General features: G+C 58.8%; 19 protein-coding genes and 2 pseudogenes. 8 read left to right on the forward strand and 13 right to left on the reverse strand.

All coding sequences use genetic code 11. The features are described 5' to 3' along the window. Positions 1 to 108 (forward strand): annotated as a pseudogene (locus ABVQ20_RS38935) (IS110 family transposase); the annotation flags it as partial. Between the two features lie 45 nt (positions 109 to 153). Here ABVQ20_RS38935 and ABVQ20_RS38940 read toward each other — a convergent pair. The 4 genes from ABVQ20_RS38940 to ABVQ20_RS38955 form a co-directional block, all read right to left on the reverse strand. Next, positions 154 to 2,733 carry an EAL domain-containing protein gene (locus ABVQ20_RS38940; RefSeq protein WP_354465137.1) on the reverse strand — a complete coding sequence of 860 codons (2,580 nt, stop codon included), beginning with the start codon at positions 2,731 to 2,733 and terminating at the stop codon, positions 154 to 156. A 208-nt stretch (positions 2,734 to 2,941) separates the two neighbouring features. Further along, entirely contained in the window at positions 2,942 to 3,880 is a 939-nt protein-coding gene (locus tag ABVQ20_RS38945; protein WP_354465098.1) for an acetamidase/formamidase family protein, read from the reverse strand. A 214-nt stretch (positions 3,881 to 4,094) separates the two neighbouring features. After that, the gene (locus ABVQ20_RS38950; RefSeq protein WP_354465099.1) at positions 4,095 to 4,994 is read right to left on the reverse strand and encodes a dihydrodipicolinate synthase family protein; all 900 of its coding nucleotides are present in this window, start codon (positions 4,992 to 4,994) and stop codon (positions 4,095 to 4,097) included. 29 nt (positions 4,995 to 5,023) lie between these two features. Next, a complete protein-coding gene (locus tag ABVQ20_RS38955; RefSeq protein WP_354465100.1) occupies positions 5,024 to 5,704 on the reverse strand; it encodes a GntR family transcriptional regulator in 681 nt (226 codons plus the stop codon). Positions 5,705 to 6,024: 320 nt separating this feature from the next. Here ABVQ20_RS38955 and ABVQ20_RS38960 point away from each other — a divergent pair. Continuing rightward, positions 6,025 to 6,227 (forward strand): annotated as a pseudogene (locus tag ABVQ20_RS38960) (IS5/IS1182 family transposase); the annotation flags it as partial. A 321-nt stretch (positions 6,228 to 6,548) separates the two neighbouring features. Here the strand turns inward: ABVQ20_RS38960 and ABVQ20_RS38965 are convergent. The 3 genes from ABVQ20_RS38965 to ABVQ20_RS38975 all read right to left on the reverse strand — a co-directional run bounded on the left by ABVQ20_RS38965 (position 6,549) and on the right by ABVQ20_RS38975 (position 9,682). Then, positions 6,549 to 7,010, reverse strand: a complete 462-nt coding sequence (locus ABVQ20_RS38965; RefSeq protein WP_354465101.1) for a RidA family protein — start codon at positions 7,008 to 7,010, stop codon at positions 6,549 to 6,551. Positions 7,011 to 7,083: 73 nt separating this feature from the next. Next, a complete protein-coding gene (locus ABVQ20_RS38970; RefSeq protein ID WP_354465102.1) occupies positions 7,084 to 7,983 on the reverse strand; it encodes an SMP-30/gluconolactonase/LRE family protein in 900 nt (299 codons plus the stop codon). Further along, positions 7,970 to 9,682 (reverse strand): SMP-30/gluconolactonase/LRE family protein, encoded by a 1,713-nt coding sequence (locus tag ABVQ20_RS38975; protein WP_354465103.1) that lies wholly within the window; start codon positions 9,680 to 9,682, stop codon positions 7,970 to 7,972. The genes ABVQ20_RS38970 and ABVQ20_RS38975 overlap by 14 nt, the downstream gene beginning before the upstream one ends. A 129-nt stretch (positions 9,683 to 9,811) precedes the next feature. Here ABVQ20_RS38975 and ABVQ20_RS38980 point away from each other — a divergent pair, with 129 nt between their 5' ends. The 6 genes from ABVQ20_RS38980 (at position 9,812) to ABVQ20_RS39005 (ending at position 17,441) form a co-directional block, all read left to right on the forward strand. Next, on the forward strand, positions 9,812 to 10,963 hold the full coding sequence (locus ABVQ20_RS38980; RefSeq protein ID WP_354465104.1) for an enolase C-terminal domain-like protein: 1,152 nt from the start codon (positions 9,812 to 9,814) through the stop codon (positions 10,961 to 10,963). A gap of 48 nt (positions 10,964 to 11,011) precedes the next feature. After that, on the forward strand, positions 11,012 to 11,881 hold the full coding sequence (locus ABVQ20_RS38985) for an SDR family NAD(P)-dependent oxidoreductase (RefSeq protein WP_354465105.1): 870 nt from the start codon (positions 11,012 to 11,014) through the stop codon (positions 11,879 to 11,881). Between the two features lie 41 nt (positions 11,882 to 11,922). Next, entirely contained in the window at positions 11,923 to 13,674 is a 1,752-nt protein-coding gene (locus ABVQ20_RS38990) for an ABC transporter substrate-binding protein (protein ID WP_354465106.1), read from the forward strand. Between the two features lie 97 nt (positions 13,675 to 13,771). After that, a complete protein-coding gene (locus tag ABVQ20_RS38995; protein WP_354465107.1) occupies positions 13,772 to 14,773 on the forward strand; it encodes an ABC transporter permease in 1,002 nt (333 codons plus the stop codon). A gap of 125 nt (positions 14,774 to 14,898) precedes the next feature. Continuing rightward, positions 14,899 to 15,690, forward strand: a complete 792-nt coding sequence (locus tag ABVQ20_RS39000) for an ABC transporter permease (RefSeq protein WP_354465108.1) — start codon at positions 14,899 to 14,901, stop codon at positions 15,688 to 15,690. A 2-nt stretch (positions 15,691 to 15,692) separates the two neighbouring features. Continuing rightward, entirely contained in the window at positions 15,693 to 17,441 is a 1,749-nt protein-coding gene (locus ABVQ20_RS39005; RefSeq protein ID WP_354465109.1) for an ABC transporter ATP-binding protein, read from the forward strand. Between the two features lie 428 nt (positions 17,442 to 17,869). Here the strand turns inward: ABVQ20_RS39005 and ABVQ20_RS39010 are convergent, their stop codons facing one another. The 6 genes from ABVQ20_RS39010 to ABVQ20_RS39035 form a co-directional block, all read right to left on the reverse strand. After that, positions 17,870 to 18,907 (reverse strand): enolase C-terminal domain-like protein, encoded by a 1,038-nt coding sequence (locus ABVQ20_RS39010; protein WP_354465110.1) that lies wholly within the window; start codon positions 18,905 to 18,907, stop codon positions 17,870 to 17,872. A gap of 140 nt (positions 18,908 to 19,047) precedes the next feature. After that, on the reverse strand, positions 19,048 to 20,658 hold the full coding sequence (locus ABVQ20_RS39015; protein WP_354465111.1) for a GMC family oxidoreductase: 1,611 nt from the start codon (positions 20,656 to 20,658) through the stop codon (positions 19,048 to 19,050). A gap of 7 nt (positions 20,659 to 20,665) precedes the next feature. Continuing rightward, positions 20,666 to 22,102 (reverse strand): aldehyde dehydrogenase family protein, encoded by a 1,437-nt coding sequence (locus ABVQ20_RS39020; RefSeq protein ID WP_354465112.1) that lies wholly within the window; start codon positions 22,100 to 22,102, stop codon positions 20,666 to 20,668. Continuing rightward, positions 22,099 to 22,851 carry an HpcH/HpaI aldolase family protein gene (locus tag ABVQ20_RS39025; protein ID WP_354465113.1) on the reverse strand — a complete coding sequence of 251 codons (753 nt, stop codon included), beginning with the start codon at positions 22,849 to 22,851 and terminating at the stop codon, positions 22,099 to 22,101. The genes ABVQ20_RS39020 and ABVQ20_RS39025 overlap by 4 nt, the downstream gene beginning before the upstream one ends. Continuing rightward, the gene (locus ABVQ20_RS39030) at positions 22,848 to 23,654 is read right to left on the reverse strand and encodes an SDR family NAD(P)-dependent oxidoreductase (protein WP_354465114.1); all 807 of its coding nucleotides are present in this window, start codon (positions 23,652 to 23,654) and stop codon (positions 22,848 to 22,850) included. The genes ABVQ20_RS39025 and ABVQ20_RS39030 overlap by 4 nt, the downstream gene beginning before the upstream one ends. Beyond that, positions 23,636 to 24,808 (reverse strand): mandelate racemase/muconate lactonizing enzyme family protein, encoded by a 1,173-nt coding sequence (locus ABVQ20_RS39035; RefSeq protein WP_354465115.1) that lies wholly within the window; start codon positions 24,806 to 24,808, stop codon positions 23,636 to 23,638. The genes ABVQ20_RS39030 and ABVQ20_RS39035 overlap by 19 nt, the downstream gene beginning before the upstream one ends. Between the last annotated feature and the right edge of the window lie 3 nt (positions 24,809 to 24,811).

Consider the following 24,811-nt stretch of genomic DNA (forward strand, 5'->3'; position numbering starts at 1 on the left):
GCAGGCAAACCCTTCAAGGTCGCAATCACCGCCATCATGAGGAGGCTTATCCTCCTCGCAAACGCTTTACTCAGGGATGGTCGAAACTGGACCCAATCCCTTCCTTGACCAACACGGATACTCTAGGGTTTTGCCTGCGTGCGTCGAGTTTGACTAACCCGAAGTGCGCCATTGTCGGGACCGGACAAAAGCCTTCAGCGTTTTGGAGTCCATGGCGCTGCCAAAAACATAGCCCTGTAGCATGTCGCAGCCGAGCGTCTGCAGGATGCGGACGTGCTCCATGGTTTCAACGCCTTCCGCGACAACCTCGATGCCAAGCGACCTGCCGATGTCGATGATCGACGCGACAAGTTGCCGTTGCCGTTCGGATTCGACAATCGGGCTGATCAGCTGGCGATCGATCTTGAGGCGACGTGGCTGAAGCTTCAGCAAGCTGACGATAGACGCATGGCCGGTACCGAAATCGTCGATCTCTAAGTCAATGCCGAGCTGCCTGATATGATCGATGTTCCAGGTGACCAGATCATCGCTCTCATCGAGAAAGATTGACTCGACGAGTTCGAATGAGACAGTTCCTTGCTTGATATTCAAGTCGCGCAAGCCCTTGATCAGATCCTCGTCCTGAAGGCGCCGCGCCGACACGTTGACCGATACGTGGGGGATGTTCAGCTTCTCAGCCGACCATTCGTCGAAATCTCCGAGCGCCTGTTCCAAAACCGTTCTATCGATGATGGAAACGACGTTCAGTTCCTCCGCAATGTTCAGGAAGATGTCGGGAGTGAGAATTCCCTTTGTCGGATGCCTCCAGCGCGCCAGTGCCTCCACACCGGCGATGCTGAGCGTCTTTGCATCGAACTGAAGCTGGTAATAGGCGACGAATTCGTTGCGCTCCAGACCGCCAAGAATCTCGTCGGCAATACGTTTTGTGCTGACGATTTTCTTCTGTAACGCATCGGAGAAGAATTCGTATCGATTGCGGCCATTGCTCTTGGCCCGGTACAAGGCAATGTCGGCATTAACCAGAATATCCCCGCCAACGCCGTTCTTTCCATCGTCGACAGCAATTCCGACGCTGACGCCAAAGCGGCATTGGTGGCCCTGATAGTAGGCGGGCAGGCGCATCTGAGCAATGATCCGCTCGGCGAGCATGGAGAGCTGGGTGTCGTCGCAATTCCGGCTGACCACCACGAACTCGTCGCCGCCGACGCGGGCGACGAAATCCTGATCACCGACATTTGCCTTGAGAACGGCAGCAGCGTGCACAAGCATCGCATCGCCGGCTGCATGGCCAAGCGTATCGTTGATCTGCTTGAAGCGGTCGAGGTCGATATGAAGAAGCCCGATATGCTGAGCGTTGGAACCGCAGGTGGTGGCAAATTTCTCCAGTATCTCATCCAGGAAACGCCTGTTCGGAAGGCCGGTCAGCGAATCGTGCAGCGCGTCATGCTCGATGCGCGACTTGGCGAATTCGAGTTCCGAATTTCGTGAATCCGAAAGCTGCCGTGCCCGTTCCAGATCCTTGTTCAGCAGGACATCGGCAGTCACGTCCCATTCGGCGCCTATCATCTTAGGCGTGTCATTGCCGTCCTGAAAATAGGTTGCCCTGGTGCGTAGATACCGGATCTCGCCGTCAGGGCGGACAATTCGGTAATCCGATGAGTAAGGCCCCTTGGTGGAGACGGCGCCGTCGAAATCCTTTTTTGCCCGGGCCAGGTCGAGCGGGTGGATCGCGCCAGCCCAGTCCTGGTATCCACGCGAGCCGCCCTTGCTGCTAATGCCGTAGATTTCATCGAGTCTGTCGTCCCATACCAGTCTGTTGCAGGCGAGATCATGCTCCCAGACACCGATCGAGGATGCCTCAAGCGCCAATTCCAGGCGCCGTGACAGGCGCCGAAGTTCGGAATACGTGCGCTGCCGCTCTCCGGCCAGCCGGCCAGCGACCAGGATTGGTATCACCATCGCCGCCGCCGCGGCGGCCATGATCGCGCGCAACAACCAGACACCGTCATATGTGGACGCCCAGCCGTTCTTGGGGATGGCGGCGATCTGCCATGAGCCGGATGGAACCAGGATATCGGCTGTTACGGGACTGTTCTTGGCCACATTGTCATCGCCGAAGAACCGCGTTCCGGCAACTCCCGTCGCGTCCTTGCCGGTGATCGCTATGTCGAGGCCAAGACCAGGGTCCAATAGGCCGCTGGCCTTGTACAGCCGCTCTACATCGATGACCGCGGAAACGATGCCCCAGAAACGGTCGCTATCGTTCGCGCCTTTGACGAAAACGGGAAAGCGACCGATGAAGCCTTTGCCGCCCTGCTTGAGGTCGATTGGCCCCGCCAGGATCAACCTGCGTTCGTTACGCGCACGCAGAGCGGTTTCACCCATTACTGCATCGGTGCGGTAATCGATACCCATGGCCTTCTCGTTGCCCTGCATGGGGTACATCAACGAAACGACAAGATCCGGAGCGCCGCCTACATTGCGCACCAACGAATCCCCGCTCAGAACACTGCTGGCGAGAGCGGCGAATCGCTGCTGCCCCATATAGGGTTCGGTCACAATCGTCGCGACCAAGCCCCTGACAAGGTGAAGGGTTCCGTTGATGTTGCCTTCCAGCTTGGCTCGGACAAGATTGACCCGCGCCAGCACATCCGCCCGCGCGGCCAGATCTGACACGAGCCTGTTTTGATGGTCGGCAAACACGGCGCATACTGTAATGACCGCAACAGCGATGGCCGCCGGAATATTCGCGGGTGAAAACACGGCCTGCCTGATGCGGCGGTAGCTGATGTCGAAAGTGGTCAAGGCGCGCTGACCTGTCGTTCTTCAGGACCAAACTGGCTGCAGATACGCTAACGCCCAGTACTTAAAGTTGACTTTCGATCAGGCGTCACAATTTAGATAGTCTTAGCATTATTGGAGATCTGCTATTGTTTGCCGGCTATCTCACCACTGCCCCGGGCTTCGCTCGGGAAAGACCGTGACCGAGCTTTGGCATGTCGACACGAACGCTGACGTCGATCTTTGACCTGCAGGCCTGATTGACGCCGACATCCCCGATGGCGCTGATGAGCATGAATGCATCGGTCGGCGAGAGGTCGAGACGCTGGCCAAGAAGGCTCATCATCTCACGAACCGCGATCTCAGACGCGACTTCGAAGGTCGGTGCCGAACCTATCGAGATGAGCCGGTCCTCCGTCTCGGCATAAGGCCAAGTTCTGCCTGTAGCTTTCTCCAATCCGACTGTGACCTCGACGCGGGCACCGACCTCGATGCCGGTGCCCGACACCTCGCCATCGCCCATCGCAGCATGGATGTCGCCAAGGTAGACGAGGGCGCCCTCGACCTGAACGGGCAGGTGAAGCCTGACACCAGCGGCGATCAGCCTGCTGTCAATGTTGCCGCCGTGGCGACCGACATAGGCCGTGGCGATGGGCTCGTCGGCGGGAGCGACGGCGATCACGCCGACCATCGGCCGAACGGGAATTCTCAGATCATTGAAATGCACGACGCCGTCCTCGATCGCGCACATCTTGGCGATGGCCTTTGGGCTCAGGCCGCGCACCAACCCCATGTCCGGTTTGACCAGAATGAAGCCGAGCGGGTCTAGGTCGATCGAGTGGATGTCGACCGTGATCGTGTCGCCCGGTTCGGAGCCGTTGACGAAGATCGGGCCGGTGGCTGGGTTGGCCTTCGGAAAGCGATCGCTGAAGTCGGGCGTGGTTTCGTGGACCTGCTCGGCGCGCGTTAGGCGCCCCCCTCTCGCGTCATGCGTTTCGATCATGAGCCGCGCCGGCGCGTCGACGGCGACGAGCGGTTTGGCATCCTTGTCGAAACAATAGACGGAGTTTTCCCGCGAAAGGGAGAGAACTGGTTGCATGGAATCGTACCTTCTGCATTACACGGCAAAGGCTATTTTGGCGTGGCCGTGGGTTTTTCAGGATATCGGTGTCGCCGATGACCTCCTGCCCCTAAGAACTATACTGCCCGCAGGATAATGGCGGCTATCGCGATCACGGCGACCGCGAGGCGATGTTGAAGAACGTCCTAGCTTGCCTCTGTTAGAGAACCGACGATGTATTCAGACATATCAGTCAACTCACCGGCTCAGCGAGAATTCCATTTTTCCGCCACGTTTCCAGCACCTTACCCAGACGCTGGCGATTTGCGTCGGACAATCGGGCGCTGCCCGGATCGCGGACCCGCCCGACTTCGTGACCGAGGAGGCTGAGCGCTTCCTTGACGACAGTCACATTGGCGCCATTGTCGTCGGTGGAGCGGAGTTCCTCGAAGAGTGCGATCAATCCGACCAGACGGCGCGCCTCAGTAAAATCGCCGCGCTCAAGGGCGGCATGAATCACCATTGAATGTTCGGGCGCGACATTGACCAGTCCTGAGGTGAAGCCGCGGGCGCCAACCGCATAGAAAGGGGCCGCCCACTGCTCGGCCAGGCCGCATACCCAAGCGACGCCGCTCCCTTCGGTCGCTCGAATGCAATTCGCCAGTTGCGTGAGATCGGTCCGCGCGAACTTGATGCCGACGACCTGATCGATCGCCGCAAGCGACATGAGTTCATTGAAGCCCAGAGCGGGCGACCGCACATAGAGGATGACTGGCAGACTGACGGAATCGCAAATGCGGCGGACGTAGGCGGTCACTCCGACTGCTCCGGCAAAGGGATCGGCAGGCTCATGCACCATGATTGCGTCGAACCCTATCCGCTCCGCCGACCTTGCCAGTTCGATCGCGTCATCGATGGCCCGGCCGACGCCGGCGATCATCACTGTCCGTTCCAGGCAGCCTTCCTTCGCCGCTTCCTGCACTGCTACGATTTCGCGCGCCGTTTGCGAGAAGAATTCGCCGGTGTTGCCGCCGCAAACAACGGCGTGGATGCCGGCGGAAGCGATACGCCGCACGATAGAGGTAACCGCCGCCGCATTGATTGATCCGTCCCGCCCATAGGGTGTGACGTGCACGCCGGAAATGCCGTTCAACGCTGCCTGCACGTCCGCGCGACTCGTGGTCATGTTGGCTCTCCGTGTTGCTCGCTGTGGATTCGAATGAGTTCCACTGATCTCAGGATATGCGCGCGCATCGCCGCCTCCGCCCCGTCGGGATCAGCCCCTTCAATCGCAGTGAGGATCTGAAGATGCTCGCGAAATGCGCGTTCGAATTCATCACATCGCGACAGGACGCGAACGCGGTTCGAGCGATCATAGACACGCAGCACGCCGAGGATCTGAGAGAGATACTGGTTGGCGGCGAGACCCTGGATGATCTCGTGGAAGCCTTCATTGGCGTTGACGACATCGCCAAAATCTCCGGCGGCGGTCGCCGCGCGCATCACTTCGATTTGGCTCCGAAGCTGGGAGAGATCGGCATCCTTTGCTTTCTGGGCGGCGATGCGAGCGGCGACACCCTCGATGGCGGCGCGAATTAGAGCCATTTCGTGGACTTTCTCGGTCGAGAAAGCCGCGATATAGGTTCCCCGGCGCGGCAGCGTGACAACCAACCCCTCGGCCTCCAGGCGACGCAGCGCCTCCTTGATCGGCGTGGTCGAAATTCCGAGCATTTCGGCGATTTTGCGCTCGCTCACGCGCTCACCCGGTTTAAGGCTGCCGTCCAGAATCTGCCCGCGAAGTGCCGTGAAGGTGCGCGCGCGCAGATTTTGTGTTTCTTCGGTGGAAAACTTTCGAAGTTCCATCAGCGTCCTTTTGCAGAAATCTGATATACCAGATTTAAAATATCATCAAGCCCGTGCTGCGCGGATAAGACAGGAAATCGTATCCTAGGTGGCTCCTGTTCGATGCTGATTCCCCAGATTGTCGCCATCGACGGCCACCGGACACAGTTGCGGCGCCTACGTCCAGTGCTGAGCGATCCCAGGCAAAGCAAGCGCCTCTGCGCCGACCTCGGCCTCCCAACCCTTCCTGCCTTCATGCAAGCTCAGCCAAAAGCCTCTCCTGAAGGATGCCGCTGAGGCATCCCCAAACCAGTCCCAGCTCGGTGGAAATAAGAAGATCAAAGGGCCGCAAGCGCCAAATTGTCACCGACAGGCTTGGCCTGATGGTCGGATCGGTTGTCCATGCAGCGGACATTCAAGATAGCGACGCCCGCTTGAAGTCCCCAAGCCATGCTGAAACGCCGGCCGTGGCTGCGCCACACCGGTCAAGCGCTCCGACACCGCCAAGGGTTTTGAACTCTCGCCGCGTCGCTGTGTTGTCGAAGGCATCTTCCTGGCTCGGCTGCTCCTCGCCATATCCGCCTCGTCAGCAGCCTTGAGCTCTTTTTGAGTCAGACTCAGAGGCAAGCGGATGATCGTGGTCGCAAAGGTGAAGAGCGCTCCCGCCGTCATCAGCTCAGTCAATCCGGCGACGAGAAATGGCAGGATCAACCGGTCTTTGCCTTCCGAGAAATGGAAAAATATTGCGCCTAGTCTAACGCGAAGAAAGCGGAGAGCACATCAAGCGGGTGAAGCCGCGCACGAAACTCGACTTTGTGTGCCTTCTTCTTGAATGCCTCATTCCGTCTTGCTGTCTGGTGTCACACTAGCGCTCTATGGTGACCACGGCCTCAACTTCGACCGAAATGTCGCCGGGAAGCGAGGCCACCCCGACTGACGATCGTGCGTGTCGGCCACTTTCCCCGAACACGGATAGGAAGAGATCCGAGCATCCGTCGATTACTGCGGGATGCTCGGCGAAATCGGGAACAGCGTTCACCATGCCAAAGAGTTTGTTTATCTGCATCACGCGGTCGAGATTCCCGACAGTGTCGCGAAGCACCGCGATAAGAAGCAGCCCGGCGAGACGGGCGCGTTCCCGGCCCTCTGACAAGCTTATTTCCGACCCGACCTTTCCGCGCGCGAAAAAGCCGTCAGCGAGCAAAGGGCCCTGGCCGCTAAGGAAGAGGAGATTGCCGGAAGCCGAGCACGAAGCATATTTGCCGGCCGGCGCCGGAACGCGAGGAAGTTCTATACCGAGCTCAAACAGCCGCTGCTCGACTCTCATGATCGATGCCACAAATTGGCGATCTGCGGACTGGTGTCAGGACAAAGGCAACTACGTGATTGCATAAGGACCTCTAAATTGCAGCCATTGCGCAGGGCGCCGCCGGGATGCCTACGTCGATCGCAAGCAAGTCTCCAGCGGCAGGCTGGGCGGCGAGTTCAGCGGTGGTGAGGAAGCGGCGCTGTGACGTCACGAATAGGGTTGAGCCGTTGACCCCGCCCAACATGGGCATCGTCGGCCGGCTCACCTGAAGAGGGACAATCCGGTCCAAGCGTCCGTCGGGCAGCCTCCGCTCTACACGGTTGCCATGCACGACGGCGATCCAGACCCCACCTTCCCTGTCTATGCACACGCCATCAGGCGTCTCACCTTCATCGTAAACGGCGAAGGGGCATTTGTGGCTGAGGCTCCCGGTATTCAGATCGTAGTCGTAGGCGTCTATCGTTTTGGTTACGCTGTCCGAGAAATAGAAGACCGATCCATCTGGCGACCAGGCAATTGCGTTGGGGATCGTTATGTCGCTAAGAATCTTCCTGACGCTGCCGTCGGTATCGAGGACGAATAGGCCGCCCCAGCGGCCACCTCCACCGGTCTTGTCCATGCTTCCGAACCAAAGCCGCCCGCGCAGGTCGGCCTTGCCGTCATTGAGGCGAAGGCGACCGTCTTCTTCGGCTGCAGCAACCAGGCGGGCACTTAGTCCCTTGGCGAGATCGAAGGCATAGAAGCCGTCCTCAAGACCCACGATCAGGCCGCCCGCGCGCCGATTGGTGATAAGACCCGGCATCAGAGGAAGATTGACAGCCCGGCGCTCGCCGCTGCGCGGCGAAAAGCTGAGCAGCCGCTGGCCCTGAATGTCGATCCACCAGAGAACGTCGGACCTAGGGTCCCAACAGGGGCACTCACCGGTCAAGGCATTCGCGTCGTGAACGACAACCGCCTGCGGCTCCAAGTCCTGATCTCTACGCGCGTCCATCAGTAACCCCTGTCTTAGTGAGAAAGCGTTGCGGCTGCTGGCCACGCGTTTTCGTCTTGATCGCAATGATCCGGCCCGATTCCGGGGCAAGGGAGGAGTAGCCCGGGGGGAGACGGATAAACGTCGAGGTCACGAACAAGGTCGAGAGGTCCTCGCCGCCGAAAGCGCAGTTCGTAGGCATTGGAACAGGAAGCGCTATCTCTTCGACGAGCAGACCGTCCGGAGCATATCGGCGAACGCTCCACCCGCCAAGGCAAGTGACCCAGACATGACCCTCTTCATCGACCGTCAGCCCGTTGGGCTTCCCGGGAAATCCTTGGGAGGAGATGAAAACCCTTCGATCAGCGAGCGCACCGGAAGCTTCGTTAAACGAGAAGACGTGGACGACGGCATTTTCGCCCTCCGTAAAGTACATGCGAGTGCCGTCGGGCGAAAAAGCGACGTTCTTCGGCCCGGTGATAGCCGAAAGCTTCACATCGACATTCAGATGCGGATCGATGCAGTATAGGCTGCCGCGACCGATCTGCTGGTTGACCGCCATTGTTCCAGCCCACAAACGGCCGCGCGAATCGATCGCTGCATTGTTAAAACGATTGTCGGGCTGATCGGGCTCGGGATCGATAAGGCGGGAGGTCTCCCCGGTTTCCAGATCCACGCGGTGAAGGCCACGCTGTCCCGTCAAGATCAGCCGGCCGCGGTCGTCGATGGCGACCCCGCCGACCAAAAACGGAAGGTCGAGACTATTGGCGCGTCGTGTAGCGGGTTCCCACCAACGCAGCGCTGGCGCTAAGACGTCGACCCAATAAAGTCGGCTGTGGTCCTCACACCAAATCGGGTTCTCCCCCATGAAGTCGCGCCCCGTCGGGAGCACCTGCAGGTCCGGAGAAATCGCCTTTTCGGGCTTGTCGATCACCTCGGGCCAGACTAGCGAAGTCCCCTGCTTGCCGGATGCGCGGCGCGCGGCTTCCGCCATGATCCTGCCGGCTTCGTGCAGTTCTTCCGATGGCGTCACATCAGCATCGAAGGTGCATCCGATCGCACCAATCGGGCGATCGCTGTCATCAACAATGGGGGCAGCGACCGCGGGGCCGCCCGAAGCCGGTTCTCTTGGCACGACAATATAGCCAACGGCCTTGGCCACGCTGAGCTCGGCGGCCAATTTCTCCTGTCTGATGCCCGACGCAGAGGCAGCTTCCAAAAACGGTATCTGATCCGATTTCGAGAGCGCCGCGATCATGGCTCGCCCAGCAGCCGAGTCGATCGCTGGGCCTCGCGGCCAGATATGAGCCAAACTGGTAAAGACCGGGTCTACCGCCTCGAAGTCGAGAACGAAAACATTGCTTTCGTCCATTACCGATAAGACGATGGTGCGACCGAGCCGACGAGCAAGCCGCGCCAATTCCGGCTTGGCTACTCGAATAAGCGGATCCCGATCCAAGGCGGCACGAGCGAGTTCAAGCACTTTGACGCCGAGATGATAAGTTCGGCTCCGGCTATCGAAGCGCACAAGCCTTCGCCTTGAAAGCGCACTAACGAGCCGGTGTAACGACCCTTTGGGGATGCCGGCGGTCCGTTCCAGGTCCTTCAGCCGCATTGGCGAATGGGCGTTTCCGATTGCAAGCAGGACATCGAGGCCACGCAACAGGGCCTGCGCGCCTGGGACTTCCGGGTCGTTACCTTCACGCTCATTCGTCAGCAAGTTGCACGCCTCTTCGTTGGGGTCCTTCGCTTATCACCTGAAACGATCATGTTGACAAGCCATATAAAGTTCTACATCGTGGAACGACTCCTCATATGTACACCTATGAATTCCATAAAGAGAGGACATATGGACGTTATTCAGGCTCTTGAAGGATATGCGATTACGGCGTCCGCGCAGTCGACTTGGCTGCTTCTGGAAATCCGACTGGCGGACGGCACCGTCGGATTCGGCGAAGCCTCATATTTCGGCCGGGAGGTCGAAATGCAGTCGGTCATTCGGCAAGCCAGGACTCTGCTCATTGGCAGGCCCTGCGAATTGCCGCTGGAACCCCTTACGTCGATGCAAAACGGTCGGACGGGTTCGCCCGGAAACCTATTGGCGCACGTCGTGGAACAAGCCGCCATTGATGCGCTATCTCGCCGTGCCGGCCTTGCTATGGCAACGTTTCTGGGCGGCGCAGTTAATGCTCGCGTATCTGTCTATGCCAATCTGAATCGGGGCATCGTCGATCGCAAAGCCGAGGGATTTGCCAAACGCGCCCAAGAAATCGCGAGTTCCGGTCATTACAAAGCTATCAAAATCGCTCCGTTCGATAGCGTACCCGCGGACGGTTCTGATGTGCTGGAGGGGCCTGCCTTCATCAATAGCGCGCTGCTGCGCGTCGAAGCAGTCCGGGATGCGATCGGCGCTGATGTCCGGCTCCTTGTCGACTGCTTCGGAAAGCTGACGCCCGCAGCAGCACGGGAGTTTCTACGTCAAGCTGCACGCCTGAATCTGTATTGGGTCGAAGACCCGATCAACTGGGCCGAAGCACCCCCGGAAGAATCACGCGCCCTACGAAGCCTGGCCAACAACTCCGGAATCCGCCTCGCCGGAGGAGAGGCGCTCGGTTCAGAGCCTGAAGCCGAAGCGCTGCTCGACCTGGAAGCGCTGGATGTTGTTTTGCCGGACCTGCGCTGGACAGGCCTCGCAACCGGAAAGGCCATCCTGCAATCCGCAATCTGCCGCGGGTTGGAAACCAGCCTTCATAGCCCCGCAGGACCGATACTAGATCTCGTCAGCCTGCAGGTGGCGGCTACGATACCCTCTTTCAGTATTCTTGAAAGGCAGATCGGTGAGAGCCCCTTCTACGATCGTCTTCGCGGGGAACCCGCCGTTTTCGAGGACGGTCAAATCGTGGTCGATCTCTCTGGCGGAATCGGCGGCGGGCCAAACCGCTCCGTGATCGCGCAACACGCCACCTGTTTCACCACAGAGTATCCCGGAGCATTGGAATGATCATCCATAGAGACCCACGACATCAGTCTAGCAAAGGGGCGAATTAACATGACGGTTTCCGGAAAGCGCGTGCTCATAACCGGGGGTAGCCGCGGGATCGCGGCGCAAATTGCACGCACCTTCGCGACAAAGGGCGCCGCCGTTGCAATCAATTTTAGCGAGGCCGCCGACAGGTCCGCGGGATGGCCGAATGCCGGCGAAAACCTCGTCTCCGAAATTATGGAGGCAGGGGGCCGAGCTTACGTAATCGAGGGCGACTTATCTAATCCTGCACAAGCCACGGACATCGTCGATTCGGCGGCGAAGGTGCTCGGTGGCCTTGACGTTCTGGTGTTGAGTGCATCGGCGCAGATCAACAAGCCATTCCTCGACGTGACGGCAGATGACATCGCCGCGCAGATCCAAGTGAACCTAACCTCAAACATCCTGATCTTGCAGCGGACAATCCCGATCATGCTGGAGCGCCGGTGGGGCCGTATTATCACGATAGGAAGTGCGCAGGAGGTGGCGCCTTCGGCGGAGATGCCCATCTACGCGTTGACCAAAGCTGCGATGTGGAATCTGGTTTGCAATCTTGCGGTGCAAACCGCTCCCTTTGGTGTCACCGTCAACAATGTTGCGCCAGGGTTGATCCAAACTGACCGCAACGCCCATCGCCGTCGTGACATGGAAGCTTGGAACGCTCTCGCTTGCCAAGCGAACCCGGTGGGGCGAGCAGGCCGCCCTGATGACGTGGCGGAATGGGTGCTCCACCTTGCTTCGGACAAAGCGGGCTTCACCACCGGTACGAACATCTTGGTGACCGGGGGCGCGCACATCCCAACCAATCGGGCTGACGGCCCACCTGGTCGGCTTTCCGACCGCGAGACGGAAGCACTCCGATCCCGTGTGCCTGAGTCCCTGCCCAAGTTATCGTGAATCTTTGATGCCAACGAAAAAGAAAAGAAAGGGGAATTCTCATGATAAAGACTCGAAGAATACAATTTGCACTCGCTGGCGTTCTTGCGCTCATAGCGAGCGACGTGACGTATGCCCAGACGATCCCGGATGTCCCACGAGACCGCACTTTGGTCGTCGCCTTCAATCCAGAGGCACCGACCTATAGGAATGTAGGACAGGCCAACCCGTATTCGATCAATATCGACGATATGCGGGGCTCGATCATCAATATGTTTGAACCTCTATTCTACTATAATACAATTACAGACAAGTTGATCCCTTGGTTGGCGAAGTCTCTCGAATACAACGACAGCAATACGCAGCTGACCATTCACTTACGGTCCGGGGTCACCTGGAGTGATGGTGAGCCGTTCAGCGCCGACGATGTGGTATTCACCTTGAGACTCCTGAAGTCGAACGGCGAGACGAAGAAGGACATGGTAAAGGCGACAGCAGTCGCTGAGGATGTCGCGTCCGTCGAGAAGATCGACCAATCTACGGTCGTGATCCATCTGACCAAACCCGATCCGCGTTTCGCTTTCCGATATCTGATCAACTGCTTCGAGTCAGGACTTCAATGGCTGCCGGAACACATCTGGAAAGATGTTGCGGACCCTGCATCCTTTTCCTTCTACGATCCCCAGAAAGGTTGGCCGGTTACGACAAGCCCCTGGAAGGTCGTTCGCTTCACCGACACCCAGATCTTTATGGACCGACGCGATAAGTGGTGGGCCAGCGACGCCGGTTTAGCCAAGATGCCGGCAATCGAACGGATCATCACCGTGCCGGGCGGAACCAACGACCATATGGCGCAATTGATGCTCGCCAATCAGGCCGACATTGCTTTCGATCTGCCCGTTCCGGTCGTAAAGCAGATCCTCAGCCGGAATCCGAAAGTGACCACCTTCTCCGGCAATAACCCTCCCTTCGGCTCGGCCGATGATTGGCCACCCTCACTCTATTTCAACCACAAGGATCCGATCTGGCAGGACGCCCATCTTCGACACGCTGTCAATTATTACCTGGACCGCAAACAACTGGTGGACGTGGGCTTCGAGGGTGCCACTCACCCGATCTTTTCGCCGTTTCCGGGATTCGGCACGCTCAAGCCATACATCGATGCGATCAAGCCGCTGGCAGATAAATACGGGATTGGCGTCTATGATCCAGCGCGGGGTGACCAAGAAATGGCAGCCGCCGGCTACGCCAAAAACAGCAACGGAATGTGGCAGAAGGACGGGAAGTTGCTTTCGTCGACCATTGAGACGATCCCGACTCTCGGCTTTCTCGGTCCGCTCGTGGCCCAGCAGCTGAAGAACCACGGGCTCGACATTGGCTATCAGTCATCGCCGGAGAGCCGCGCAATCATGCGGGATGGAAAATATCAGCTCGCTCTGTTCGGTCATCGTGGCTCTGACACCGATCCGTTCGCGACCCTCGACGCGTATACATCCAAGAATGCAATTCCAGTAGGCGAGCCGACTTTGTTCCTGGCGCGCTGGTCGAACGCTGAATACGACAAAATCGTAGCCCAAGTCGGGCACCTCCGCCCTGGCGATCCCGGCATTTTGCCGCTCGTGAAGGCTGCCATGGAAATCTGGCTCCGCGACGCTGTCGAGGCACCGATTTGCGAATTTTATCTGCGCATTCCGATGAACCAGACGCATTGGACGAACTGGCCTTCCGAACAGAACCCCTACATGCAGCCGACTTTTTGGCTGACTTCGGGCCAGTTCGGTTATGTTCTCTGGCAGCTCAAGCCTGTGCAATAGCGAAGGCCTGCTCCCAATGGGATGCGACGATTGAAACTGGGTGTATCAGCGATCCAGCCCCAATCACGAGGGGCTGGAGGATAAGCGAGAGGATCTGATGTATCGTCATTATCTTGCGAAGAGAGCGATAATCCTGCTGACAGCCATATGGGCGGCAGCGACCATAAACTTCCTCATTCCGCATATGAGCCCGAAAAATCCGATCGCGGAAAAACTAACCCTCCTGGCCGCCACATCCGGCATCAGTCCGAGCCGGATCAAGGAGATGTCGGAGGTCTTCTCTGAAAAGTTCGGCCTCAACAAGACCCTATGGGAACAGTACGTGACTTATCTCTGGAACGCCGTTCGGTTTGACTTCGGCCCTTCCATCATCAGCTATCCGACGCCGGTCAGCGAGCTGATAGGGCGTGCTCTTCCTTGGACACTCGGTTTGTTATTCAGCGCAACAGTAATCGCCTTCGCCGCGGGCACGTTACTTGGCGCGGCGGCTGCAAAGTATCGCCGAGCGGGAGCTCTACAAGCGCTAAATGCGCTCATGATGGTGCTTTCAGCCCTGCCGTTCTATTTAGTTGGACTCGTTCTGATCTATCTCCTCGCCGCCACTACAGGCTGGTTCCCGGTCTCGGGCGGCTACGACATATTTTCTATTCCGACCTGGTCCTGGTCCTTTGCGCTTGAAGTGCTGGATCATTCCGTTCTTCCCGCTCTGTCCATCGTGATCGCCTCGGTCGGAGTTTGGGCGATCGGCATGCGGGGCATGATGATCTCAGTCCAAGGCGAGGACTACGTCGAGTTTGCGCGCGCCCGCGGCCTCAAACCGAGTCGGATCTTCTTCCGGTATGGAATTCGAACAGCGATCCTGCCGCAGGTAACAGCGCTCGCGCTAAGCATGGGACAGATCGTCGCCGGCGCGATCCTGGTAGAAGTGGTTTTTGGTTACCCTGGTGTCGGCACCCTATTGTTCCAGTCGATCTCTCTGTTCGACTATCCAACCATCTATGGGATCGTCCTGATCCTCGTCGTCACGGTTGCTGCATCGATGTTCATTGTTGACCTGATCGCTCCATGGATCGATCCCAGAATCCGGGTTGAAGCGTGATGGCCCCCACGTCGAACCGTATCGAGCATACTGGGATGGAACCCGCGTGGGGATCGGCTCACGGTAAAGCGCTTGCCGTGCTCCGTTACCTTTGGCGCAATCCTTCACTTCTCTTTGGAATGGTGATGTTGCTTGTGCTTGCTGCGTTTGCAGGGTTGGGCCGGCTGGTGATCGACGTCTCCACCGCCGCGCCTTTATCAGCACCGGCGTCAAGCCCGCCCACCAGCGAATACCTGTTTGGGGTAGACGCGCAGGGCCGTAACCTCATCGCCGTCATGATCCAGGGAACCTATTTGACCGTCAGAACCGGGCTGATCGCGGGGGCCATCGGGACCTTACTCGGCGCCGCGCTCGGCTTCGTTGCCGCCTATTTCGGTGGATGGACAGATCGCATCATTAGCTGGCTAATCGACGTATCGTTGACTGTCCCAGCGCTCCTCTTCCTCGTGATGATCTCGTCGGTGGTTCAGACGGGCCTGACCTCGATGGGAATGGCGCTGATCATCGCAGCCTTAGCGTGGCGGGTTCCAGCGCGACAGATCCGAAGTCAAATGCTGGTGATGAGAACATCAATGTTCGTGGATGTCGCTCGAATCTCCGGCGAAGGACCCTTCCGTATCATCTTGGCCGAAATTACTCCAAACCTGCTCCCATTCCTAATGTCCGCTTTCGTCGCGGCGATGGCCGACGCGATTCTCGCCAGCATCGGCATGGAGGCAATGGGGCTAGGGCCGCAGAATGAACCCACCTTGGGTATGACCATTTACTGGCTAATGACCTATTCTGCTTTCCTTTCCGGCATGTGGTGGTGGATTCTACCACCAGTCCTTATCCTGATGACGCTCTTTGTCGGTCTCTATTTCGTCAATGTGGGGCTCGACGAACTTTCCAATCCGCGATTGCGGCGGCTCGGCTGACCATGACATTGCTCCGCGTTCTAAACCTCAGCGTCGACTTCGCAACTCCGACGAGTCTCATCCATGCGGTACGCGACGTCAGTTTTTCTATAGCTGCCGGCGAAAAAGTCGGCATCGTAGGTGAGTCAGGATCAGGCAAGACGACCACCGCGCTGGCGTTGGTGCGAATGATCAAGAAGCCCGGCCGAATCGTGAGCGGCTCGGCTCATCTGGATGGGGTAGATCTCCTGAAGCTGGATGAAGAAGGCATTCGGCGAGCACGATTACAAACAATCGCCTATGTCCCCCAGGGTGGAATGAATTCGCTTAATCCGGTCCTACGCATCCGCGAGCAGTTCCTCGATGGGTTGTGGGACCACGGCCAGAAGCGCTCGCGAGACGAAGAGGCGGCAGCGATCCGTACGGGACTGGAAGGCGTCGGCCTATCCCATGCGGTCGCTGAGATGTTTCCTCACGAACTTTCTGGTGGGATGAAACAGCGCGTCTGTATTGCCATCGCGGTGGCGATGCAGCCAAGAGTAATCATTGCCGATGAACCGACCAGCGCCCTTGATGTAATTTCGCAGCGGCAAGTGATGAATATGCTCGTCGAGATACAGGACCGCATTGGCAGCGGTCTGCTCCTTATCGGCCACGACATGGGACTAATGGCGCAAGCGACCGACCGTGTCGTCGTCATGCAGCATGGGTGCATCGTCGATGACGCGCCGATCCGGATGATGTTTGCCAAACCTGCCCACCCGTACTCCAAGTTGCTGATCAGCAGCGTTCCGACGGTCAGCAACCGCAAGGAGAGAAATCAGGCGCAGGCGCAACCGGCCTCAGGTCGCATGCTTCTCAGCCTCGGGAACGTGTCCAAGACCTTTGGCGGTATCTTCGGTGGCAAACAGAAAGTTGCCCTGGAACCCTTCAGCCTCTCGCTTTCGGAGGATCGGCCTAGCGTGGTCGCGGTAGTCGGCCAATCAGGCTCCGGCAAGACCACGCTGGGACGTCTGATCCTAGGCCTCGAGTCGCCTTCCGGCGGGGAAGTGCTTTACCGTGGAATGGCAATTAAACGGCTGCATGGCAAAGTTGCGGCCCGGTACCGTCGAGAGGTGCAGGCGATCTTCCAAGATCCTTACGGGTCTTTCAATCCTTTCTACCGGGTTGACCGGACGCTAGCTTTGCCGCTGCTGCAGTTCGGGGTCGCAAAACATCGCGACGAAATCTATGAAATCATGACCAATGCCTGCGCGGCTGTAGGTCTCTCCGCGCCGGAGGTGCTGGACCGCTTTCCGCATCAACTTTCGGGCGGACAAAGGCAGCGCCTGATGGTAGCGCGGGCCCTGTCGCTGCGACCTAAGCTGATCGTTGCCGATGAGCCAGTATCGATGATCGACGCTTCTCTCCGGATGTCGATCCTAGAGCATTTGCGAGCCCTCAAGGATGAGCACAATATTTCGATCATCTATATCACCCACGATCTCGCAACTGCATATCACATCAGCGACTACGTCTTGGTACTACATCAGGGCCGTGTTGTCGAAGCTGGCGCGCCCCGCGAGGTAATCGAACGACCGCGTCATCCCTATACGCGCGCGCTTGTAGATGCCATTCCTTGGCCGGATCCGAACCGGGCCTGGTCAAAAGCGACCGACCAAATGACTGACGGATGGAACACGTCTCAGATTGTTCGTGGACAGATCGATGGTATCAGCTTTGGCTCGGCGCCCAGTCGGCTGCATCACACAATCACTGAATCAGCGAAATAGCGTCAGTCGCTTGGCACTTAAATGTGAGAATGCGCGTTTCGGTCCTGTTTGGCGGTTATGAGAATTGGGAGGCTGGGATTCCCAAATCAAATACAACTGCACTGGTGTTCGCGACCTGCAGTGCTTTCCGACCGCCGCTGGGCGGATGTGCAGATCACGACGGCGGACGGCCGTGTCCTAGATTCGGGAGACGTCCATCCCAGCGGCGGTCCGGAAGCGCGGATATCGAAGCAGGGGACCCTGGCGAAATACACGGAGTTTGGTGGCCCGGTGCTTGGCGAACTGGGTGCCGGCGCAAGCATGAGTACCGGCCGCTTTGCGCCATACGGACATATACCGAAATTATTGGAGTCGTTGAACCGACCCGCAAGCGGTCATCATCGCGCCCCCGTTGTATTGTCGCGACGTTCGACGGCGGCCTGACAAAACTATCGAATGCTTGGAGTTCTATAGAGTGTCGTTCGGCCTATCCGGATTTCCAAGTCCACGACGTATCGTTGCAGGTCGTCAAGACTTATAGTTATCCCGAGGCCCGGTGCGTTCGGAATCGTAACCTCGCCATCGCCACCGACCAACAGGTGTTCTCGGCAGATCGACCACGACAGTGATGTCGGATCCATCGGATATTCGCACAGATCCTGCCGTTCAAGTCCAGCATAGGCCTGCAGGGACGCGCTCAGGGCCAGGTGGGACGTGTAGGTGTGATTGATATAGCGAGCACAGCGCAGATCGGCGTATTGGGCAATCTCTTTGGCCGCTCCAATCCCACCGACACGCCCGCAATCGATCTGGATGACGCCAATGCCGGCGATGTTGAGCAATTGCTGCGCCTGTTGGATGCTGTGGATGTTTTCGCCTGCGGCAAGCCGCATGCGACCGTGATGAGCGGCAAAATCCGCATAGGCGTTGAGCGCTGTCGGGTCGAATGGCTCTTCCACCCACTCGATGGAGAACTGATCGAACAGTGGGCAGTAGCGCTTTGCGGCGACAACGTCACAACCCCAAATGCGTGCCGCATCAATGAACAGGCGAGCATCAGCGCCCAGACCCTCCCGCGCCGCGGCAAGTTGGGAGAGGTCGCTGGCGATATTGCCGTGACCGAATCCGCTCCAACCGGTCTTGACCGCTCTGTAGCCGGCCTGCCGGATGTGGCGCATTCGCTCGAATGTCTGTTCAGGCACCGCGGCAAAGGGCACCACAACATAAGGCTGTTTGGCGAAAGCCTTGTCATAGCCGAGCAGCCGATAGACTGGCTCCTCGTATCTCTTCCCCAGCAGGTCCCACAGCGCCATTTCCACGCCGGAATAGATATGCGGCGCCTGAAGAACATTCATGCTGTCCTGCCAGACGCGGCGCGTAATATCGGCGATATCAGCTGGGCTTTCGAGCCTCTGGCCAAGCACCGAGGCACCGACCGGCCGACAGGTGCTGTGCGATTCCGGCGTGAGAAAGGCCGCCAGCGACACGAAAGGCGCGGCCTCGCATTCACCCCAGCCCTCGTATTGCCCGGCCCGCGCCCGCACCAGCAGCAAGTCCCTGATGGGGTCGCGGGCAGGATCGAACCGTGGTACCTGCAGCAGGAACAAATCGATGGTCTCAATGCGCGTCACGATGATGACGCCCCCTTGTCCGCCAAGATCAGATCGGCCCCGCGTTCGCCAATCATCATTGTCGGTGCATTGGTGTTGCCGCTTACAAGGTGCGGCATGATCGAAGCGTCGATAACCCGCAGCCTGGCAACGCCACGCACACGCAGTGAGCTGTCGACGACCGCCATCGGATCAGTCCCCATCTTACAGGTCCCGACCGGGTGAAAGACCGTAACGCTTTCTCGGCGGAGGAACCGCTCCCAGCCCTCGTCCGTCATCTCCCCTTGTCCTGGCGCCAATTCCTCGATCACATGCTGTGCGAGCGGCGGCGCTGCGAATATCTCTCGAATGCGTCGGCAGCCGATGGTGAGTAACCGCACATCGGCTTCCGCATCCAAGAGTCGACTGAATATCCGAGGTGTGTCGCGGAAATCGGCACTACGCAGGGCAAGGTGACTGCGACTTTCTGGACGGCTGACATTCGGTATCGCGGTCACCACCGGATCCTTGAGGATGACGAGTTCGTCCGGCGTCAGCTTGTAGCCTATCGGCGTGAAATGAAGCTGCAGATCCGGATCCGGCCGCGTCACGTCTGATCGCACAAAAGCCATGGCCTGCGCGCCAGGCGCTGTTCCAGGTCCGCGCCCCCGCAACAACCAGTTGAGTCCATGCAGCGCCGACCTGAACAAGCCCGCCTCAGAATTGTAAGTTGGCTGGTCGACGCGATAGGTAAGATAGACGCCGACGTGATCTTGCAGGTTCTTGCCGACACCGGGCAAATGATGGGTCACCGGTCCGTAGGCAGAGAGTTCAGCGGCATCGCCAATACCAGAAAGCATAAGTAACTGCGGTGAGGCGATCGTGCCTGCCGACAGGATGACCTCGCGACGCGCGCGGACGAAATGGTGAGTGTTGTCGGGCCGAAAATATTCGATCCCGATCGCACACCGGTCCTCAATCAGCACACGTGATACCTGCGCCTTGGAGCGGATTTGCAGGTTCTTGCGACCTCGAATTGGCTTCAGATAGGCGTCGGCGGCACTGTGGCGCCGGCCGAATATCTGGTTGGCCTGGACGAAACCAGCTCCTTCCTGCGACACCCCGTTGAAATCATTGTTGACTGGCAGGCCGGAGGCGATTGCTGCCTGCACGAATGTCTCTGCCAGCGGATGGCGGCTTCGAAGATTGGATGTGTGCAACGGACCATCGCCACCATGAAACTGGTTCGCACCGTTCTCGTTCGCCTCGCTGCGGATGAAATAGGGCAAGACATCTGCGTAAGACCACCCGGCATTCCCGAGCGCCGCCCAGCTGTCATAGTCACTGGCTTGGCCGCGCATATAAACCAGCCCACATAACGAGCTGCTGCCGCCGATGACCTTTCCGCGCGGCCACACGTCCCGCCGGCCATTCCTGGTCGGGTCCGGTTCCGTGAGGTAGCGCCAGTCGTATTTCGGGTTACCGATGCCGTAAAGGTCGGTCGCCGCCGGCATCTTGATAATCGGCGAACTGTCGCTGCCGCCGGCTTCCACGAGCAGGACCGAATTTCGGCTGTCAGCACTGAGCCTGTTGGCGAGTACGCAGCCCGCCGAGCCCGCACCGATGACGATGAAATCGAACTCCTCCATGGTCCGCCTAGGTGTAACGGTGGTAGACGGCGCGGATCTGAGTGTATTTCAGCACGCCGTGCTTGCCGTCCTCGCCGCCCATGCCGGACTCCAGATGCCCATTGTGGAACCCTTGCAGTGCCTCTCCCATGCTCCGATTGATATAGATTTCGCCAAAGCGCAGATCGTTCTGCGCGCGCATGATCAGGCGATAGTCGTTGCTGAATAGAAAGGCTGACAGGCCATAACGCGTCGCGTTGGCAAGGCTGATTGCTTCTTCGTAGCTGGCGATGCGGATGATCGGCGCTATCGGCCCGAAGGTTTCTTCCTTGAAGAGTGACATGTCCTGCGTGACGCCGGTAATCACCGTGGGACGCACCCAATATCCGTTGCCCGGCAGTGACGGGATGCCGTGCCCTCCGCAGCGAAGTGCGCCGCCTTCTGTTTGGGCCAGATCAATTGCGTGGGTCACTTTACGAAAGTGGGTGCGATTGACCAAAGGACCGAGATCGACATCGTCGCAAGGGTTGCCGACCCGCATTCCATTGGCGCGTTCAACCAGACGCTCGACAAAGTCGTCGTGCACATCCTGATGAACAAGAATACGCTCCGACGAGGTGCAGACCTGACCGGTATTCTCGAAACTGGCAAATGCGATGGCATCAGCTGCGAGGTCTAGATCCGCGTCCTTCCAGATGATGGCCGGGGCGCTGCCGCCAAGCTCCAACGAAACGCGCGAAAGATTTGCCGCTGCCGCGGCCATGATCCTCTTGCCGGTGTCGCGATGCCCCGTCATCGTGATCATGTTCACCAAGGAATGCGAGCACAAGGCCGCCCCTACCGCACCGCCCCCGGTGACGAGATTCAAGACCCCGGCAGGCAGGCAATCATTAGCGGCAATTAGCTGGATGGCTCTGATGCAAGCGAGCGGCGTAACCTCCGTGGGCTTCACCACCATTGTATTGCCGGCGATCAGTGCCGGCGCCGCCTTGCGGATAAAAAGGTCGAGCGGATAGTTCCAGGCGGTGATGGCGGCCACGACGCCGATCGGCACGCGGGTCAGCAAAATTGTCTCATCACGATTGTCGGCTGGAAGGATCTCGCCTTCTATGCGGCGGTCCCATTGCGCCATATATTCAAGGTAACTGGCGGCGCCTTCCACATCTTCGCGCGCCTTGCGAAGTGGTTTCCCAACCTCAAGCGAAATGAGATTCGCAAGTTCCTGTTGATGTTGTAGCAGACAAGCGCCGATCGCGCGCAGCGCTTCAGCCCGCCGCCACGGTTCGAGACTGGCCCAGGCCGGTTGCGCCGATGCCGCTGCTTCAATCGCGCGTGTTATCTGATCGTGACCAGCGCTGAGAACAATAGAGATTTCTTCTTCCGTAACTGGATTGATGACAGGCAAGCCCGGTTCCGAGCCAAGTTCCCAAACGCCGTTGATCCAGATCGTTTTGTCGCCCGTCAATTTGGCTCCTCCACCATCTGCAAGCCGGCGACCAAACCGTCGCGCAGTGCTGTCAGATCGTCGGTGGTTGCCATGAAGGCGATATTGAGACTGCGTGCCAGGTCGCGGTCTGGGATGCTTGCGATCGGCATTGCCCAGGGCTTTTCCTGGGCTTGCGCCGCCCGGGCAATCCGCCGGATATCGTCGTGGTCGCGGCCGTCAGCGAGATATTCACCGCGCCCGCGGGCCAGCGACAGGTCGTTGGGACCAATGAAAAGGCCATCAACCGTTTCCAACGCTGCGATCTGCTCGACATCGTCAAGCGCCTGCACGGTCTCGATTATGACCCAGCATTTCGTGCGTCGGTTCTCGGCCGCAACAAATTGCGGCGGAACCGGCATGTAGTTGACCGTCTTGCCACCGCCGAAGCCGCGTACACCCAGGGGTGGGAATTTGGCAAAGGCTGTCGCCACGCGTGCATGAGCCAAGCCGGTGATTTGTGGCAGTATCACACCGTCGCTGCCAAAATCGAGCGCATGTTGAATAGGCACGCGCTCTGCGCTGTCGACGCGTGTATAGACGGTCATGCCAAGGGCCTTGGCGATCGTAATGCTGCGCGCGGCGGTCGATGGTTCGAACGTACCATGCTCGATGTCGATAATGACGGTGCCGTAGCCCAGGATCGATGCGATCTCGCAGGCATTCTCGTTCGGCGTCATCAACCAGAACGCCAGTTCGGTGTGACGGCTTGCCATACGTATTACGGTCATGCTTCCCCCCCAAATGATCCCGCCATGGCACCGCCATCAACGGGATAGAGGCCACCCGTAAGATAACTTGCAGCCGGTGAACACAAAAACATCGCAAGATTGGCGACGTCCTCGACCTGCGCGAACCTTCCCATTGGAATGCCGGCTCGCCATGTCGACGCATCGAGTGGTGTTGCCACAGCACGGAACATGTCGGTCTCCACGACATGCGGCAAGATCGCGTTAACGCGGATATTGTCGCGCGCATGATCCAGCGCAAGCACCTTGGTCAGGCCGATGACGCCGAATTTTGTCGCGCAGTAGACGGCCCGACGCTGAAACCCGGCGATGCCGGCCGTCGACGATATCTGGATGATGGAACCACCTTCACCATGTTCCCGACCATGCGCGATAAATCGCTTCGACAGCCACAGGACGCTGTTGAAGTTCAGTTCCATCAATTCATTGGTCTGGTCCATGGTAATGGCGTCGGTTGTGACACCCCAGGAACGCCCAGCGTTGTTGACCAGGAAATCAACACGGTTGTGGGCCGCAAGCGCCTGGTCGAACACCACGTCGGCCGTCCCGCAAGCCGAAAGATCGCCGCCGATGGCGGTGATCGTCTGGCAGTCCCTGCCAATTTCCTTCGCTCGCTGTTCGAGTTGCCGCGTGTCGATGTCCTGGATGATGACATGAGCGCCAAGATCGGCGAAGGCGCGCGCGGTCCCCGCGCCAATACCGCTCGCCGCGCCTGTCACCAGTGCCACCTTGCCGCGAAATAGCGCGCTATCGAATGTCCGGCGCATCATGGTGTCACCCGCCATGTCGCGAGAACGGCCTCATCGATCTCTAATCCAAGGCCCGGGCGGTCAAACGGCTGAGCCATGCCGGCGTCCAAATCGAACAGGGGTGCCTTCAGGATTTGCTCCCGCCAAGGTGAAGGATCCATGTCGCATTCGAAGTAGTCGCCATTTGGCAGCGCGTAGAGCAGGTTCAGGCAGGCGGCAAGGCTGACCGCAGTGCTGTAGTTTTTGCTCGAAAAACCGAGATGTCGCATTTGCGCATAGGCAGCGATCTTGCGCGCCTCGGTGATACCGCCCACCTGGATGAGGTCCGGCTGGACCATCTGAATGGCGCCAGCATCGATCAGTGCGGCAAAATTGAACTTGCTGGTCTCGGTTTCGAAGCCAGCAATCGGCACGCGCGTGCGGCGGGCGAGGTCCGCGCAGCCGGCGATGTTTTCTGGTTGCGTCGGCTCTTCGAACCAGCGGACCCCGATGCGCTCGAATTCATCCGCATAGGTCATGGCCGTCCTGGCGTCGAGCGACGTCGTTGCATCGCACATCAGGTCCAAGTCGCCGCCTAGCGCTTCACGCGCGGCTCGCACGCGGGCAAAATCCTCGCCAAGTGAAACCCGCAGCGGCGTTTCGTCGAGAACGCGGGCATGTACCGCCGTGGCTATGTTTCCGACTTTCATCTTATAGCCTAGGTACCCGGCAGCCCGCGCCGCGGCGACATCATTGGCGAGGTCGTTGGTGGAATAGCCGCGCCGGTAATAGCCCGAGGAGGCATAGGCCCTAAGGGGGCGCGCGAAGCCGCCCAGCAGCCGCCAGACGGGCTGCCCCGCAATCTTGCCTAGAATGTCCCACAGCGCAATGTCGACCCCAGACAGGCAAGAGAGCAAAATGCCCTTTCGGCCATGGTAATAGGTCTCCTGGTAGACCTTCTCCCACAAATACTCCAGGCGTCGCGGATCCTGGCCGACAATCAGCGGCTGGATCTGCTTCTCAAGGACAGTTGCGGTGGTAGCCCAAGGCCCCCCCCACATCGCCGCCTCGCCCCAGCCGAAAATATCGGGATCGTCCGTGTGGACTTTGACCAGCACGGCCTCGCGGGACCGGTACTCGCCACGAGCATAGGTGAGAGGGTAAGGCATGCGATAGTCGAGACAGAAAGTCTCCAGCCCGGTAATTTTCATGCT

The organism is Mesorhizobium shangrilense, from assembly GCF_040537815.1.
GTDB lineage: Bacteria > Pseudomonadota > Alphaproteobacteria > Rhizobiales > Rhizobiaceae > Mesorhizobium > Mesorhizobium shangrilense.